General features: G+C 70.2%; 9 protein-coding genes. 4 read left to right on the top strand and 5 right to left on the bottom strand.

The window, feature by feature from the left end:
- Nucleotides 1–36 precede the first annotated feature (36 nt).
- Nucleotides 37–4,974 carry an NAD-glutamate dehydrogenase gene (locus ACZ42A_RS17500; protein WP_468528069.1) on the bottom strand — a complete coding sequence of 1,646 codons (4,938 nt, stop codon included), beginning with the start codon at nucleotides 4,972–4,974 and terminating at the stop codon, nucleotides 37–39.
- Nucleotides 4,975–5,502: 528 nt separating this feature from the next.
- On the opposite strand from ACZ42A_RS17500, the gene ACZ42A_RS17505 reads away from it, so the two are divergent.
- Nucleotides 5,503–6,069, top strand: coding sequence for a DJ-1/PfpI family protein (locus ACZ42A_RS17505; protein WP_468528070.1), 567 nt, complete (start codon nucleotides 5,503–5,505; stop codon nucleotides 6,067–6,069).
- 30 nt (nucleotides 6,070–6,099) lie between these two features.
- On the opposite strand, the gene ACZ42A_RS17510 is transcribed toward ACZ42A_RS17505, so the two are convergent.
- Together ACZ42A_RS17510 and ACZ42A_RS17515 are read right to left on the bottom strand one after the other, a co-directional pair.
- Nucleotides 6,100–6,771: an HAD family hydrolase gene (locus tag ACZ42A_RS17510; RefSeq protein ID WP_468528071.1), complete on the bottom strand. Its 672-nt coding sequence runs from the start codon at nucleotides 6,769–6,771 to the stop codon at nucleotides 6,100–6,102.
- A 63-nt stretch (nucleotides 6,772–6,834) separates the two neighbouring features.
- On the bottom strand, nucleotides 6,835–7,350 hold the full coding sequence (locus tag ACZ42A_RS17515; RefSeq protein WP_468528072.1) for a DUF6912 family protein: 516 nt from the start codon (nucleotides 7,348–7,350) through the stop codon (nucleotides 6,835–6,837).
- 302 nt (nucleotides 7,351–7,652) lie between these two features.
- Here ACZ42A_RS17515 and ACZ42A_RS17520 point away from each other — a divergent pair, with 302 nt between their 5' ends.
- Entirely contained in the window at nucleotides 7,653–8,423 is a 771-nt protein-coding gene (locus tag ACZ42A_RS17520; RefSeq protein ID WP_468528073.1) for an Rv3235 family protein, read from the top strand.
- 81 nt (nucleotides 8,424–8,504) lie between these two features.
- Here the strand turns inward: ACZ42A_RS17520 and secA are convergent, their stop codons facing one another.
- Complete coding sequence (gene secA / locus ACZ42A_RS17525; protein WP_468528074.1) at nucleotides 8,505–11,312, bottom strand: preprotein translocase subunit SecA; 2,808 nt, start codon at nucleotides 11,310–11,312, stop codon at nucleotides 8,505–8,507.
- Nucleotides 11,313–11,690: 378 nt separating this feature from the next.
- On the opposite strand from secA, the gene ACZ42A_RS17530 reads away from it, so the two are divergent.
- Nucleotides 11,691–12,266: a GNAT family N-acetyltransferase gene (locus tag ACZ42A_RS17530; protein WP_468528075.1), complete on the top strand. Its 576-nt coding sequence runs from the start codon at nucleotides 11,691–11,693 to the stop codon at nucleotides 12,264–12,266.
- 103 nt (nucleotides 12,267–12,369) lie between these two features.
- Nucleotides 12,370–13,542: a winged helix-turn-helix domain-containing protein gene (locus tag ACZ42A_RS17535; protein WP_468528076.1), complete on the top strand. Its 1,173-nt coding sequence runs from the start codon at nucleotides 12,370–12,372 to the stop codon at nucleotides 13,540–13,542.
- 15 nt (nucleotides 13,543–13,557) lie between these two features.
- On the opposite strand, the gene ACZ42A_RS17540 is transcribed toward ACZ42A_RS17535, so the two are convergent.
- Nucleotides 13,558–14,304 carry a response regulator gene (locus ACZ42A_RS17540; RefSeq protein ID WP_468528077.1) on the bottom strand — a complete coding sequence of 249 codons (747 nt, stop codon included), beginning with the start codon at nucleotides 14,302–14,304 and terminating at the stop codon, nucleotides 13,558–13,560.
- Nucleotides 14,305–14,455: the final 151 nt, after the last annotated feature.

The raw sequence follows: 14,455 nt of genomic DNA on the forward strand, positions 1-14,455 counted from the left end.
GGGGCGCTCCTTCGCGTCGTACGTCCACGGACGCGGCTACGAGTGCGTCCGCAGCAGCGTGCGCATCGTCCGCATCGCCACCGACAGGTTGGCGAGGTCGAACGTCTCCGACGACTGGATCTCCTCAAGGGTGGTGCGGGCGCGGCCGAGGATCGCCGCGTTCCTCTCCTGCCAGCCCTTGAACCGCTGCTCCGGCGTGGAGCTGCCGTTGCCCACCGCCAGCACGTCGGCGGTGAGGGCGGCGTGCGCGGCGTACAGGTCCTCGCGGATGGCCGCGCGGGCCATGGACTGCCAGCGGTCGGCGCGGGGCAGCTCGATGATGCGGTCCATCAGCTGGGTGATGCTGAGGCGGTCGGCGAGGTCGTAGTAGACCTCGGCGACGTCCAGCGGCTCCTTGCCCATGCGGTCGGCCACCGAGACGATGTCCAGCGTCGGGAAGGCGGAGGAGAACCCGGCCACCCGCGTGGCCAGCTCGTCCGGCACCCCGGCGTCGGTCAGCTCGTCGTAGATCTTCTGCCACCACTCCAGGTCCGCGCCGCGCAGCAGCTTCGGCAGCTCGTTCCAGACCTGCTCCACCCGCTCGGCGAAGAAGGAGACGGTCTCGGCGAGCTGGATCGGCTGCGGCCGGTTGTTGAGCAGCCAGCGCGTGCCGCGCTCCACCAGCCGGCGCGAGTGCAGCCGGATCCGGGTCTGGACGTCGGCCTCGACCTTGTTGTCGAGCGCCTCGACCGCGTCCCACACGGGCGCCGAGCGGAAGATCGCGCGGGCCGCGGTCTGCGCCCGGACGATCTCCTCCAGCGACGCCCCGGTCTCCTCGCGCAGCCGGTGCAGATAGGTCGTACCACCGGTGTTGACGGTGTCGTTGACCAGCACCGTCGTGGTGATCTCGCGGCGCAGCGGGTGGGTGTCGATACGGTCGCCGAACTGCTCGCGCAGCGCGGTCGGGAAGTACGTGTGCAGCAGGCCGCGCAGGTACGGGTCGTCCGGCAGCGAGGTGTGCAGCAGCTCCTCGGCCACCGTGATCTTCGTGTACGCCAGCAGGACGGCCGTCTCCGGGCCGGTGAGGCCCTGGCCGGTGCTGAGGCGCTCGCGGATCTGGCGGTCGGTCGGCAGGAACTCCAGGGCCCGGTCCAGGTGCCCCTCGCGCACCAGGTGGCGCAGGAAGCGATGCTGGGCGTGGAGCATGTCCTTGGACTGGGCGAGGGCGTTGGCGATCGCCGTGTTCTGCGCGTAGTTGTTGCGCAGCACCAGCCGGCCGACCTCGTCGGTCATCTCGGCGAGCAGCTTGTTGCGCTGCTTGACGGTCATGTCGCCGTCCGCGACCAGGCTGTTGAGCAGGATCTTGATGTTCACCTCGTGGTCGGAGGTGTCCACGCCGGCGCTGTTGTCGATGGCGTCGGTGTTGATCCGGCCGCCGTGCAGCGCGAACTCGATCCGGCCGAGCTGGGTCAGACCCAGGTTGCCGCCCTCGCCGACGACCTTGACGCGCAGGTCCCTGCCGTCGACGCGGATGGCGTCGTTGGCCTTGTCGCCGACATCCGCGTGGGACTCGGCGCCGGACTTCACGTACGTGCCGATGCCGCCGTTCCACAGCAGGTCCACCGGCGCCTGGAGGATCGCCTTCATCAGGTCGGCCGGGGTCATCTTGGCGACCTTGCCCTCGATGCCCAGCGCCTCGCGGATGTGCGCGTTGACCGGGATCGCCTTGGCGGTGCGCGGGAAGACGCCGCCGCCCGCCGAGATCAGGTTGGTGTCGTAGTCGGCCCAGCTGGAGCGGGGCAGCTCGAAGAGCCGGCGCCGCTCGGCGTAGGAGATGGCCGCGTCCGGGTTGGGGTCGATGAAGATGTGCCGGTGGTCGAAGGCGGCGACCAGGCGGATGTGCTCGCTGAGCAGCATGCCGTTGCCGAACACGTCACCGGACATGTCGCCGATGCCGACGACCGTGAAGTCCTCGCTCTGCGTGTCCACGCCCAGCTCGCGGAAGTGCCGCTTCACGGACTCCCAGGCGCCGCGCGCGGTGATGCCCATGCCCTTGTGGTCGTAACCGGCCGAGCCACCGGAGGCGAAGGCGTCGCCGAGCCAGAAGTTGTACTGCTGGGCGACCTCGTTGGCGATGTCGGAGAACGTCGCGGTGCCCTTGTCGGCGGCGACGACGAGGTAGGTGTCGTCCTCGTCGTGCCGGACGACGTCGGCGGGGGGCACGACCTCGCCGGCCACCATGTTGTCGGTGATGTCGAGCAGCGCCGAGATGAACGTCTTGTAGCTGGCGATGCCCTCCGCCAGCCAGGCGTCGCGGTCCACGGCCGGGTCCGGCAGCTGCTTGGCGACGAAGCCGCCCTTGGCGCCGACCGGCACGATGACGGTGTTCTTGACCATCTGCGCCTTGACCAGGCCGAGGATCTCGGTGCGGAAGTCCTCCCGCCGGTCCGACCAGCGCAGACCACCGCGCGCGACCTTGCCGAAGCGCAGGTGCACACCCTCGACGCGCGGCGAGTACACCCAGATCTCGAACGCCGGGCGGGGCGCCGGCAGGTCCGGGATGGCCTGCGGGTCGAACTTCATGGAGACGTAGTCGTGCGGCTTGCCGCCGAGCGCCTCCTGGAAGAAGTTGGTCCGCAGGGTCGCCTTGATGACGGTCAGGAAGGAGCGCAGGATGCGGTCCTCGTCGAGGCTCGCCACCTGGTCGAGCGCCGCGTCCAGCTCCTCCAGCAGGGCGTCGACGATCTCCAGCCCGGCGCGCTGCCGCTCCGGCGACATCCGCGCCTCGAACAGGGAGACCAGCAGCCGGGTGGTGTGGACGTTGTCGCGGAGGGTGTCCTCCATGTAGTCCTGGCTGAACGTGGAGCCCGCCTGGCGCAGGTACTTCGCGTACGCCCGCAGCACCATCGCCTGCCGCCAGGTCAGCCCGGCGGTCAGCACCAGCGCGTTGAAGCCGTCGTTCTCGGCCTGGCCGGTCCAGGTGGCGGCGAAGGCCTCCTGGAAGCGCTCACGGGCGTCGTCACTGGCGTAGGCGCCGTCCACGGAGCCGTTCTGCGCCTTCGGCATGCGCAGCCCGAAGTCGTAGATCCACGCGACCCGGCGGTCGGCGCAGCGCAGCTCGTACGGCCGCTCGTCCACGACCTCGACGCCGAGCCGGTTGAGCACCGGCAGCACCGCGGACAGGGAGACCGCCTCGCCCGTGCGGTAGATCTTGAAGCGGCGCTCGTCGGGGCCAGCGCCCACCGGCTCGTACAGGCTGAGCGCGAAGTTCTGCTCCTCGTCGAGCCGTTCGAGGTGGGCGAGGTCGGCGACCGCGTTGCGCGGGGTGTGGTCGGCCTTGTAGCCCTCGGGGAAGGCGTTGCCGTAGCGGCGCAGCAGCTCCGCCGCGCGCTCCTCGCCGAACTCGGCGTTCAGCGCCTCCGCGAAGCCGTCGGCCCAGGAGCGGGCGGCCTCGACCAGCCGTGCCTCGATGCGCTCCCGGTCGGCGTCGGACAGCTGCGGCAGCTCGGTGCCCTGCGGCACGCGGATCACGAAGTGCAGCCGGGACAGGATCGACTCGGTGTTCCAGGCGGTGAAGTCGACGCTGATGCCGCCCAGTTCCTCCTTGAGGATGTCGATGATCCGCAGGCGCACGCCGGTGGTGTAGCGGTCGCGCGGGAGGTAGACGAGGGCCGAGTAGTAGCGGCCGTACTCGTCCTGGCGCAGGTAGAGCCGCAGGCGGCGGCGTTCCTGGAGGTAGAGCACGGAGGTGGAGATGGCGCGCAGCTCGTCGACCGGCGTCTGGAACAGCTCGTCGCGCGGGTACGTCTCCAGGATCTGCAGCAGGTCGCGCCCGTCGTGGCTGTGGGGCGAGAACCCGGCGCCGTCGAGCACCGCGTCGACCTTGCGCCGGATCACCGGCACCCGGCGGACCGACTCGGTGTAGGCGGCGGAGGAGAACAGACCCAGGAAGCGCCGCTCACCGACGACGTTCCCGTCCGCGTCGAACTTCTTGACGCCGATGTAGTCCAGGTACGACGGCCGGTGCACGGTGGCCCGGCTGTTCGCCTTGGTCAGCACCAGCAGCTTGTGCTCGCGGGCCTTGGCACGCGCGTCGGCCGGCAGCCGCTCGAAGGACGGGCTGACCGGGTGCTGGTCCTTGCCCGCATGGTGCGGGTCGGAGCGCAGTATGCCGAGACCGGTGCCGGGGACGGCGGCGAGGGAGTCGTCGTCGCGCAGCTGATACTCGCGGTAGCCGAGGAAGGTGAAGTGGTCGTCGGCCAGCCAGCGCAGCAGCTCGCGGGCCTCCTCGACCTCCTGCCCGGGCAGATCGCCGGCGAGCGGCTCCTCGGGCAGCCCCTCGGCGAGGCGCACGGCCGCGTCGCGCATCTTGCCCCAGTCCTCGACGGCCTCGCGGACGTCGGAGAGCACGCGCAGCAGATCGGCGGTGATCTGCTTCAGGTCCGCGCGGTCGGTCTCGCGGTCGATCTCGACGTGGATCCAGGACTCGATGTGCGCGTCGTGCGGCAGGTCGCCGGTGGGCCGGGTGGGCAGCACCTCGATCAGCTTGCCGGTGACGTCGCGGCGCACCGTGATCTGGGGGTGGATGACGACATGGATGCCGCGCCCCTGCCGCGTCAGCTCATTGGTCACGGAGTCGACGAGGAAGGGCATGTCGTCGGTGACGACCTCGACCACGGAGTGGCTGCACGTCCAGCCGTTCTCCTCGACGGTCGGGGTGTGGACGCGCACGTTCGCCGTGCCCTGGGGGCGGTTCTCGGCCAGTCGGTAGTGGGAGTAGGCGGCTCCGAAGACGTCGACCGGGTCCCGGTCGGTGAGGTCTTCCGGGGCGGTGTGCAGGTAGTAGCGCTGGAGGAACGCGAGCACGGCCTCCCGGTCGGGGGTGCCGTGTTCCGTCGTCCCAGTCGGTAGGTGCCCCCCGACCGGGCTGTTCTCAGCTACCCGGGCGGCCCTGTCGAGCAGCTCGGCCTTGGCTTCGTCCAGCTTGGTCTGCATTGTCCTCTGGCTCCTGTCGCGCGCCGTTGCGTGACGTAGAAGGAAGTACGGTCTCTGCCCTTCCGACGTGACGCCGAGACGCGGGGTGTCCGGTCTGCTTCGACGCTATGCCGCAAGGTGAGATGAGCGGGGGGTTATCAGCCATTTCAGACGCGTACGACGCCTTGACGGGGCCCTTGGACGCCCCGACCCGCCCGCGAAGACCAGCGACCGCCGCCCGGTCACGGATGTCGTCCGTGCGTCCCGGGCGCAGGGCAGGGGCAACGCCGCCCCCGCGAACTATCGCGCTGATCACGCCACCAAGGCTATCGCTCCTTACGGGGGGCCCGTCATGAGCCGTATGTGTACAAAACGGGGGGCAGAACTTTGACACTCTGCACAGTCCGACGCACGCCGACGCAGTTGCGGGCAGTCGTGCCGCTCGACCCCTGCCCCGGGTGCCCGGAAATCGGCGCGTCCCCTTGGCAAGGCAGCGGCCGTGAGTGCACGTTGCCCAGTGACGCCAATCCCCGGAGGGGAGCCGCCCCCATGCCCACCAAGATCCTCATCGTCACCGGCGACGCCGCAGAGTCCCTGGAAGTCCTCTACCCGTACCAGCGCCTCCGCGAAGAGGGCTACGAAGTCCACATCGCGGCCCCCACTCGCAAAAAACTCCAGTTCGTCGTCCACGACTTCGAACCCGGCTTCGACACCTACACCGAGAAACCCGGCTACACGTGGCCCGCCGATCTCGCCTTCGCGGAGGTCGACCCCGGCCAGTACGCCGCCGTCGTCATCCCCGGCGGCCGAGCCCCCGAATACCTCCGCAACGACCCCGAACTCCGCAAGATCCTCAAGTCCTTCTTCGACGCCGACAAGCCCGTGGCCCAGATCTGCCACGGCCCCCTGCTCACCGCCGCGGTGGACGCCCTCCGCGGCCGCCGCGTCACCGCGTACCCGGCCCTTGAGCTGGACATGCAGTCGGCCGGCGCCACCTTCAAGGACACCGAGGCCGTCGTGGACGGCACCCTGGTCTCCTCCCGCGCCTGGCCGGACCACCCCACCTGGATGCGCGAGTTCCTGACGGTCCTGCGCGCGAAGGCACCGGTCACCTGACCCGGGGCGCGGCCGCACCCCGGCCGCGCCTCACGCCGCGGCAGCCAGCCGCTCCGCCTCCGCGACGGCCTCGTGCAGGGTGTCCACCACCGGCACCCCCACCGACTCCAGGCTGTCCCGGCTGTGCGACCCGCCGGTGTAGAGCACCGCCCGCGCGCCCACGTGCCGCGCGGCCACCGCGTCGTCCGCGGCGTCCCCGATGACCACCGTCCGCTCGGGGTTCACCCCGGCCAGCGCCGCGAGATGCCGCACCATGTGCTCGGCCTTGCTGCCCCCGGAGGGCCCGGTGCGCCCGTCGACCCGTATGAAGTGGCTCTCGATCCCGAACCCGCGCACCAGCGGCACGAGCTCCTCGTGCCCGTACATGCTGAGGATCGACTGGCTGCGCCCCGCGGACCGCCACTCCACCAGCAGCTCCACCACGCCCTCGGTGAGCCCGCACCGCACCCGGTGCTCGGCGTAGTACCGGTGGAAGGTCGCGTCCATGACCTCCCACTCCGCGTCCGTCGGCAGCCGACCCATCAGCCGCTCGTAGAACTTCGGCACCGGCACGCAGTACATCGCCCGGTACTGCTCCAGCGTGATCGGCTCCAGCCCCAGCTCGGCGAACGCCGCGTTCGTCGCCCCGATGATCGCGTCATTGTCGTGGAACAGCGTGCCGTTCCAGTCCCACACAATGTGCGCGGCTCCCAGCTTCCCCATGCCAAAGACCGTACCCGCCGCCACTGACAATCAAGAGATGCCCAGGTGACGGCCCGGTTCGGGTCAGTCCCCCAGCCCCACCAGATTCGGGATCTCCTGCGTGGCGTACCAGAGCAGCTCGTGGTCCTCGGCCCCGTCCACCACGAACTGCGCGTCGTCGTCCCCGCCGTCCGCCGCCTCCAGCGCCTGCGCCGCCGCGGCCACGTCCGCCTCCGCGTCCCCGGCGTCGACGTGCACGGAGGCCGCCTTGGCCAGCGGTACGGGCCCGGCGACCCGGACCTCGCCGAGCGCCGCCGGATCGAGCCCCCGGCCGGGGTCGGCGGACGCCGCGCCGTCGGGCACGTCGACGGCGACCACGACCCGCCGGCGCGGTGCCCCGGCGTCCGCCGCGAGCAGCCGCAGCGAGGCCAGCGCGGCCCGGCTGAGCGCCGCGTACTCCAGCTCCTCGATGTCGTCGGACAGGTACCACTCGCGCAACGCGGGCGTGACGGCGTACGCGACGAGCGGCCCGGCCCCGAGCTCTCCCGTCTTGTACGCCTCGGCGAGACCGGGGAGGGTCAGGGGGACGTAGACGCGCATGGCTGGCCGCTTTCGTGGTCGGAGGGCCCCGCAAGGCTTGGGAGAGCCTTCAGGATACGTGCGGGCGTCCCCTTTCGAGTCCCTGCCCGTACCCCGGAAGCCGTCCATCCGACGCCCGGAAATTCACCCACCGCACCGCGTCCACCAGCACTTCCGCCGCCATGACCACCCGGATAGGTGAACCCCTCCGGCGCCCGGCCCCGACTTGCGCCCGCCTTGCCGACCCCTCCATGGCCCCGTACAAGATCACCCACCAGCAAGTTACTGCCCGGTATCTCCCGGGCTCAGCGAACGGGGATCCCATGAACAAGGTCATGACCAGGGCCCAGCACCACCCGGCCGCCCGCCCCGGCACCCGCCCACCGACCCGCCGCGACACCCGCCGCGACACGCGCCGCCCGGGCGGCCCTCCGCCCCGCGCCTGGCGTCCGGACACACCCCGCACGGCCCCGGCGGACACCACCCGCGCCCCGATGCCACGTACGGCCCCGGCCGGCACCCGCCCACCGGCCCCCGGCACCGCACCCACCGGCCCTCGCCCGCCGATGCCCCGCAGGGCACCCGAAACCGGCCCCCAGAGGCCCCGCACCGCACCCCGGACGCCCGGCACCACACCCACGGGCGCCCGCCCCCAGACCCCCTACGGACCCCCCTCCGACGGTCTCCGCACGGCCGCCCCTCCCGCGCCCCTAAGGGTCCCGCGGCAGACCCCGCGCCGCCCGGTCCCGCAGCCCCGCCCCACCGACGTCTTCGCCGACCGCCTCGTACTGGTCCTCAGCGGCCGGCGCCCGGTCCACTCCATGCTCCGGTACACCGTCGGACGCGCCTACGACGACCTGGCCCGCCTCGCCGAGACCGGCCCACTGCGCGCCCCGGGCCCGTGCCCCGTGGTCCGTGACGTCGGCTACTACGTGCCCCGCCCCGGCGCCTTCGAGGCCTTCGCCCGCATCGGCACGGGCGACCGGCTGCGCGCCATGGCCTTCCGCCTGGAACTGGGCCGGGACCACCGCTGGCGCTGCACGGCGGTGGAACTGGACGGCCCGCGCGGCCCTCGCACGGACGACGACGACTGACCGGGACCGACCGGCATGCCGAAGGGCCGGGCACCCCAGAGGGTGATCCCGGCCCTTCAGCCCTACGACGCTACGCCGGCGTCACTTCTTACGGCGCCGCCCGCCCTTGGCCTGCTTGCGCCGCTCCGCGCGGGTGAGGCCGTCGGCGGAGGAGCGCACCGGCTCGTCCTCGGCGAAGTCGCCCTCGATGGTGCCGCCCTCGCCGTCCACGGTCGGCGCGGTGAAGTGCAGGTTCCGCCGCTGCGGGGCCTCCAGGCCCTTGGCGCGGATCTCCGGGCGCGCGCCCGCCTGCGCCGGCACGGCGTCCTGCTTGGTCAGCTCCGGCTTGGCTTCCTCGACCGGGACCTCCTCGACCTGCTGCTCGACCTGGACCTCCAGGTTGAACAGGTAGCCGACGGACTCCTCCTTGATGCCCTCCATCATGGCCTGGAACATGTCGAAGCCCTCGCGCTGGTACTCGACCAGCGGGTCCTTCTGCGCCATCGCGCGCAGGCCGATGCCCTCCTGGAGGTAGTCCATCTCGTAGAGGTGCTCGCGCCACTTGCGGTCCAGGACCGACAGCACGACCCGGCGCTCCAGCTCACGCATGATCTCGGAGCCGAGCTGCGCCTCACGCGCCTCGTACTGCGCGTGGATGTCGTCCTTGATGGACTCGGCGATGAACTCGGCGGTCAGACCCGCGCGGTCGCCGGCCGCCTCCTCCAGCTCCTCGATGGTGACCTTCACCGGGTAGAGCTGCTTGAACGCGCCCCACAGCCGGTCCAGGTCCCACTCCTCGGCGAAGCCCTCGGCGGTCTCCGCGGCGACGTAGGCGTCGATCGTGTCGTCCATGAAGTGCTGGATCTGCTCGTGCAGGTCCTCGCCCTCCAGGACGCGGCGCCGCTCGCCGTAGATGACCTCGCGCTGGCGGTTGAGGACCTCGTCGTACTTCAGGACGTTCTTACGGGTCTCGAAGTTCTGCTGCTCGACCTGCGACTGGGCGGACGCGATCGCGCGGGTGACCATCTTGTTCTCGATCGGCACGTCGTCCGGCACGTTGGCCATGGACATCACACGCTCGACCATCTGGGCCTTGAACAGCCGCATCAGGTCGTCGCCGAGGGAGAGGTAGAAGCGCGACTCGCCAGGGTCGCCCTGACGACCCGACCGACCACGCAGCTGGTTGTCGATACGGCGGGACTCGTGCCGCTCGGTGCCCAGCACGTAGAGGCCGCCGAGCCGCTCGACCTCCTCCTTCTCGGCCTTGACGGCCTCCTCGGCCCGCTTGAGCGCCTCGGGCAGGGCGTGGGCCCACTCCTCGATGTGCTCCTCGGGGTCGAGACCGCGCTGGCGCAGCTCCGCCTCGGCCAGGTCCTCGGGGTTGCCGCCGAGCTTGATGTCCGTACCACGACCGGCCATGTTCGTGGCGACGGTCACGGCGCCCTTGCGCCCGGCCTGGGCGACGATCGACGCCTCACGGTCGTGCTGCTTGGCGTTCAGCACCTCGTGCTGGATGCCGCGCTTGCTCAGCTGCTGCGACAGATATTCGGACTTCTCGACCGACGTCGTACCGACGAGGATCGGCTGGCCCTTCTCGTGCTTCTCCGCGATGTCGTCGACGACCGCGTCGAACTTCGCGACCTCGGTGCGGTAGATCAGGTCCGACTGGTCCTTGCGGATCATCGGCTTGTTGGTCGGGATCGGGACCACGCCGAGCTTGTAGATCTGGTGGAACTCGGCGGCCTCGGTCATCGCCGTACCGGTCATGCCGGAGAGCTTGTTGTAGAGGCGGAAGAAGTTCTGGAGGGTGATCGTGGCGAGCGTCTGGTTCTCGTCCTTGATCGGCACCCCTTCCTTCGCCTCGATCGCCTGGTGCATGCCCTCGTTGTAGCGGCGGCCGGCGAGGATACGGCCGGTGTGCTCGTCGACGATCATGACTTCGCCGTCGATGACGACGTAGTCCTTGTCCTTCTTGAAGAGTTCCTTGGCCTTGATGGCGTTGTTCAGGTAACCGACGAGCGGGGTGTTCACCGACTCGTACAGGTTGTCGATGCCCAGCCAGTCCTCGACCTTGCTGACGCCGGACTCGTGGATGGCGACCGTGCGCTTCTTCTCGTCGACGTCGTAGTCGCCGGTCTCCTCGATGCCCTTGAGGGGCTGGCCGGCCTCACCGCGCTTGAGGCGGGTGACCAGCTTGGCGAAGTCGCCGTACCACTTGGTGGCCTGGTCGGCCGGACCGGAGATGATCAGCGGCGTACGGGCTTCGTCGATGAGAATCGAGTCGACCTCGTCGACGATGGCGAAGTTGTGCCCGCGCTGGACGAGTTCGTCCTTCGACCACGCCATGTTGTCGCGCAGATAGTCGAAGCCGAACTCGTTGTTCGTGCCGTACGTGATGTCGCACGCGTACTGCTCGCGGCGCTGGGCCGGCGTCATGTTGGCGAGGATGCAGCCGACGGACAGGCCCAGGAACCTGTGGACGCGCCCCATCATGTCGGAGTCACGCTCGGCCAGGTAATCATTGACGGTGATCAGATGAACACCGTCACCGGAGAGAGCGTTCAGATACGCGGGCAGGGTGCCGACCAGGGTCTTGCCCTCACCGGTCTTCATCTCGGCGACGTAGCCCAGGTGCAGGGCGGCGCCACCCATCAGCTGCACGTCGTAGTGCCGCTGCCCGAGGACGCGCTTGGCGGCTTCGCGCACGGTGGCGAAGGCCTCGGGAAGCAGATCATCCAGAGTCTCCCCATCGGCGTACCGCTGCTTGTACTCATCGGTGAGGGCCCGCAGCTCGGCGTCGGAGAGGTCGACGAAGTCCTCTTCGATGGAGTTGACCTGGTCCGCGATGCGGTGCAGCCTGCGCAGGATCTTGCCTTCGCCTGCACGCATGATCTTCGAGAGGACGGACACGGGGGTTGGTCTCCTTGCCGGTCGGGCCTGGGACGGTCGGTTTCCTTCTGACGTACTGAGCAACGGCCATCGTATGCGAGGACCCGGCCACGCCGGGAGGCCTGCCGCGACGACAGCGGCCACTGCCGCACATCGGCTGCGATTCTGCCTTCAGAGGGGACAACGGCCGGGAGCCGCGGATGGTGCCGCACGGCCCCGCCGAATTCCACGTTCGCTGATCAAACGGTGGCGGGGCCAGGGAATCAAGCGGTGGCGGGGCCAGGGCATCAAACGGTGGGGGACCGCCGAATCAAACGGTGGCGGGGTCGCGGAATCAAACGGTGGCGGGACCGGGGAAAACCGGATGCCCTGCCACTCCATCCCCACCAGAATCATCCGATGGACCCCGTCACGATCCCCACCGCCCGCCTCCTGCTGCGCACGGTCGGCCCGGACGACACGGACGCCGTGTACGCGGCCTGTCAGGACCCCGACATCCAGCGCTGGACCACGATCCCCTCCCCGTACCTCCCGGAACACGCGGAGACCTTCGTCGCCCAGCAGGTCCCCGACGGCTGGGCGGCCTCCTCGATGTTCACGTTCGGCGCCTTTCTCCCCGACGGTGACCTCGTCGGCATGCTCGGCATCACCATGCGCTCCCTGGGCACCGCCGAACTGGGCTTCTGGGCGACCAAGCGCCACCGCGGCAACGGCTACATCACCGAGGCCACCCGGGCCGTCTCCCACTGGGCCTTCACCGCCATCCCCGTGGACCGCCTCGAATGGCGCGCGGAAGTAGGCAACACCGCCTCCCGCGCGGTGGCCGAACGAGCCGGCTTCAGCCTCGAAGGCACCCTCCGCGCCGCGCTCAACAACAACGGCATCCGCCGCGACTGCTGGCTGGCCTCCCTCCTCCCCTCAGACCTCGCCCTCCCCTCAACGGCCCCCTACCTACCGTCCCGCCCCACCCCCTGACACCGCCCGACACCCACGGCCGCCCCACCGCCCGCCACCGTGGGGCACAACAAATCCCCAGCTCACCGCCCACTGTCAGTCCCACCCCCTATCGTTCGACGCCATGACGACCCCGCGCCCGACCACCACCCTCTCCGCAGACGAAGCCCGCCGCATCGCCCTACGAGCCCAGGGCCTCCTCGGCACCCCCAACCGCCGCGCCGGCGTCCGCGGCCTCCTCCGTCACCTCGGCGCGGTGCAACTCGACACCATCTCGGTCCTGGCCCGCTCCCACGAGCTGGTCCCCTACGCCCGCCTCGGCGCCGTGGGCCGCACCGCGGTGGAGAACGCCTACTGGAAGGACACCCACGCCTTCGAGTACTGGTCGCACGCCGCCTGCATCCTCCCCATCGAGGAGTGGCCCCACTTCGCCTTCCGCCGCCGCGCCTACCGCAACCGCCCCCACTGGAACCACGAGCTCCCGGACGGCGCCTACGACCAGGTGATCAAACAGCTCCGCGCCGAAGGCCCCCTGACCGCCACGGAGTTGGGCGGCGCGAAGAAGACCAGCGACTGGTGGGACTGGTCCGGCTCAAAGGTCGCCGTCGAACGCGCCCTGATGTACGGCGAGGTCGTCTGCGTGACCCGCCGCGGCTGGAAGCGCGTCTACGACCTCGCCGAACGCGCCGTCCCGGCCGCCCTCCTGCACGACGACCTGGACGACACCGAATGCCTCCGCCGCCTGGTCCGCCTGGCCGGCGAGGCCCTCGGCGTCGGCACCCGCGCCGACATCGCCGACTACCACCGCCTGAAGGGCGACCAGGTCGACGCGGTGATCGCCGACTCCGGCCTGATCCCGGTCACGGTGGAGGGCTGGGGCAAGCCGGCCTGGGCGGACCCCGAGGCCCTGGCCACACCCCCGCGCGGCCGCCACCGCACCACGCTCCTCTCCCCCTTCGACTCCCTGATCTGGGAGCGCGCCCGGACGGAGCGGATCTTCGGTTTCACCCACCGCCTGGAGGCGTACGTCCCGAAGCCGAAGCGGGTCTACGGCTATTTCGCGATGCCGGTCCTGGCCGGCGGCCGGCTGGTCGGCCGCGTCGACCCGGCCCGCGAGGGCCGCACCCTGGTCGCCAAGCAGGTCACCTTGGACGGCCCGAAGGCGGTCCCGGCGGTGGCCCAGGCCCTGCTGGAAGCGGCGAGCTGGGTGAACTGCACCAACGTGCGCGTGGAACAGGTGAACGCCCCCGACCTGCGCGCCCCCCTCATCAGGGAACTGGCCCGAGCCCTGACCTGAACCCGACCGCCGTCCTCACCGGATCTCGAGGATCTTCTCCCGCATCGCGTAGACCACGGCCTCCATCCTGGAGTGCAGCTGCAGCTTCTCCAGGATGTTGCGCACATGGTTCTTCACGGTGTTCTCGGAGATGAACAACTCCTTGGCGATATCCCGGTTGTTCATCCCGGTCGCCACGAGTTTGAGCACTTCCAGTTCCCGGTCGGTGAGCCGCGGCGCGGGCACCAGCCGGCGCTCGTCCGTCCGCTGGATCATCGACTTGAACTCGGTGAGCAGCTTCGACGCCATCGAGGGGCTGATCTGCGACTGCCCGTCGGCCACCGCCCGAATGGCGGTGGCCACCTCGTCCGTCGAGATCTCCTTGAGCAGATATCCGGTCGCGCCGGCCTTGATCGCGTCGTAGAGATCGGCTTCCTCGTCGCTGATCGTCAGCATGATGATCTTGGCGCTCGGCGCCACCTCCTTGATGGAGGTGCACGCCTCGATCCCGCCCCGCTTGGGCATCCGTACGTCCATCAGGACGATGTCGGGCAGCAGATCCGCGGCCTTCTCCACCGCCTCGGCGCCGTCCCCCGCCTCGCCGACGACCTGGATGTCCTCCTCGGCCGCGAGCACGATCTCCAGGCCCCGGCGGAAGAGGGCGTGGTCGTCCACGACCAGGACGCGGATCGGCTCCTCGCGTGAAGAGCCCGCGTCGGGACCCCTGCCGTCCGGGCCGTCGCCGGCCCCCTCGGCCTGCATCGGTCCGAAGCTGTCCGCCATCGTTCCTCCCCCTGAAGGCTTAGGCCTGTGGTCCCGTGCCATCGCCAACCCAAGGCAACAGCCCACCGGTTGGGCCGTTGCGGCCATGATTTCATGCCCGGACGGCACCACGGTGACGAAGCGGTGGGCGAAGTGGTCGTACACCGGTGGC

This window comes from Streptomyces sp. NPDC030838 (genome assembly GCF_055572035.1).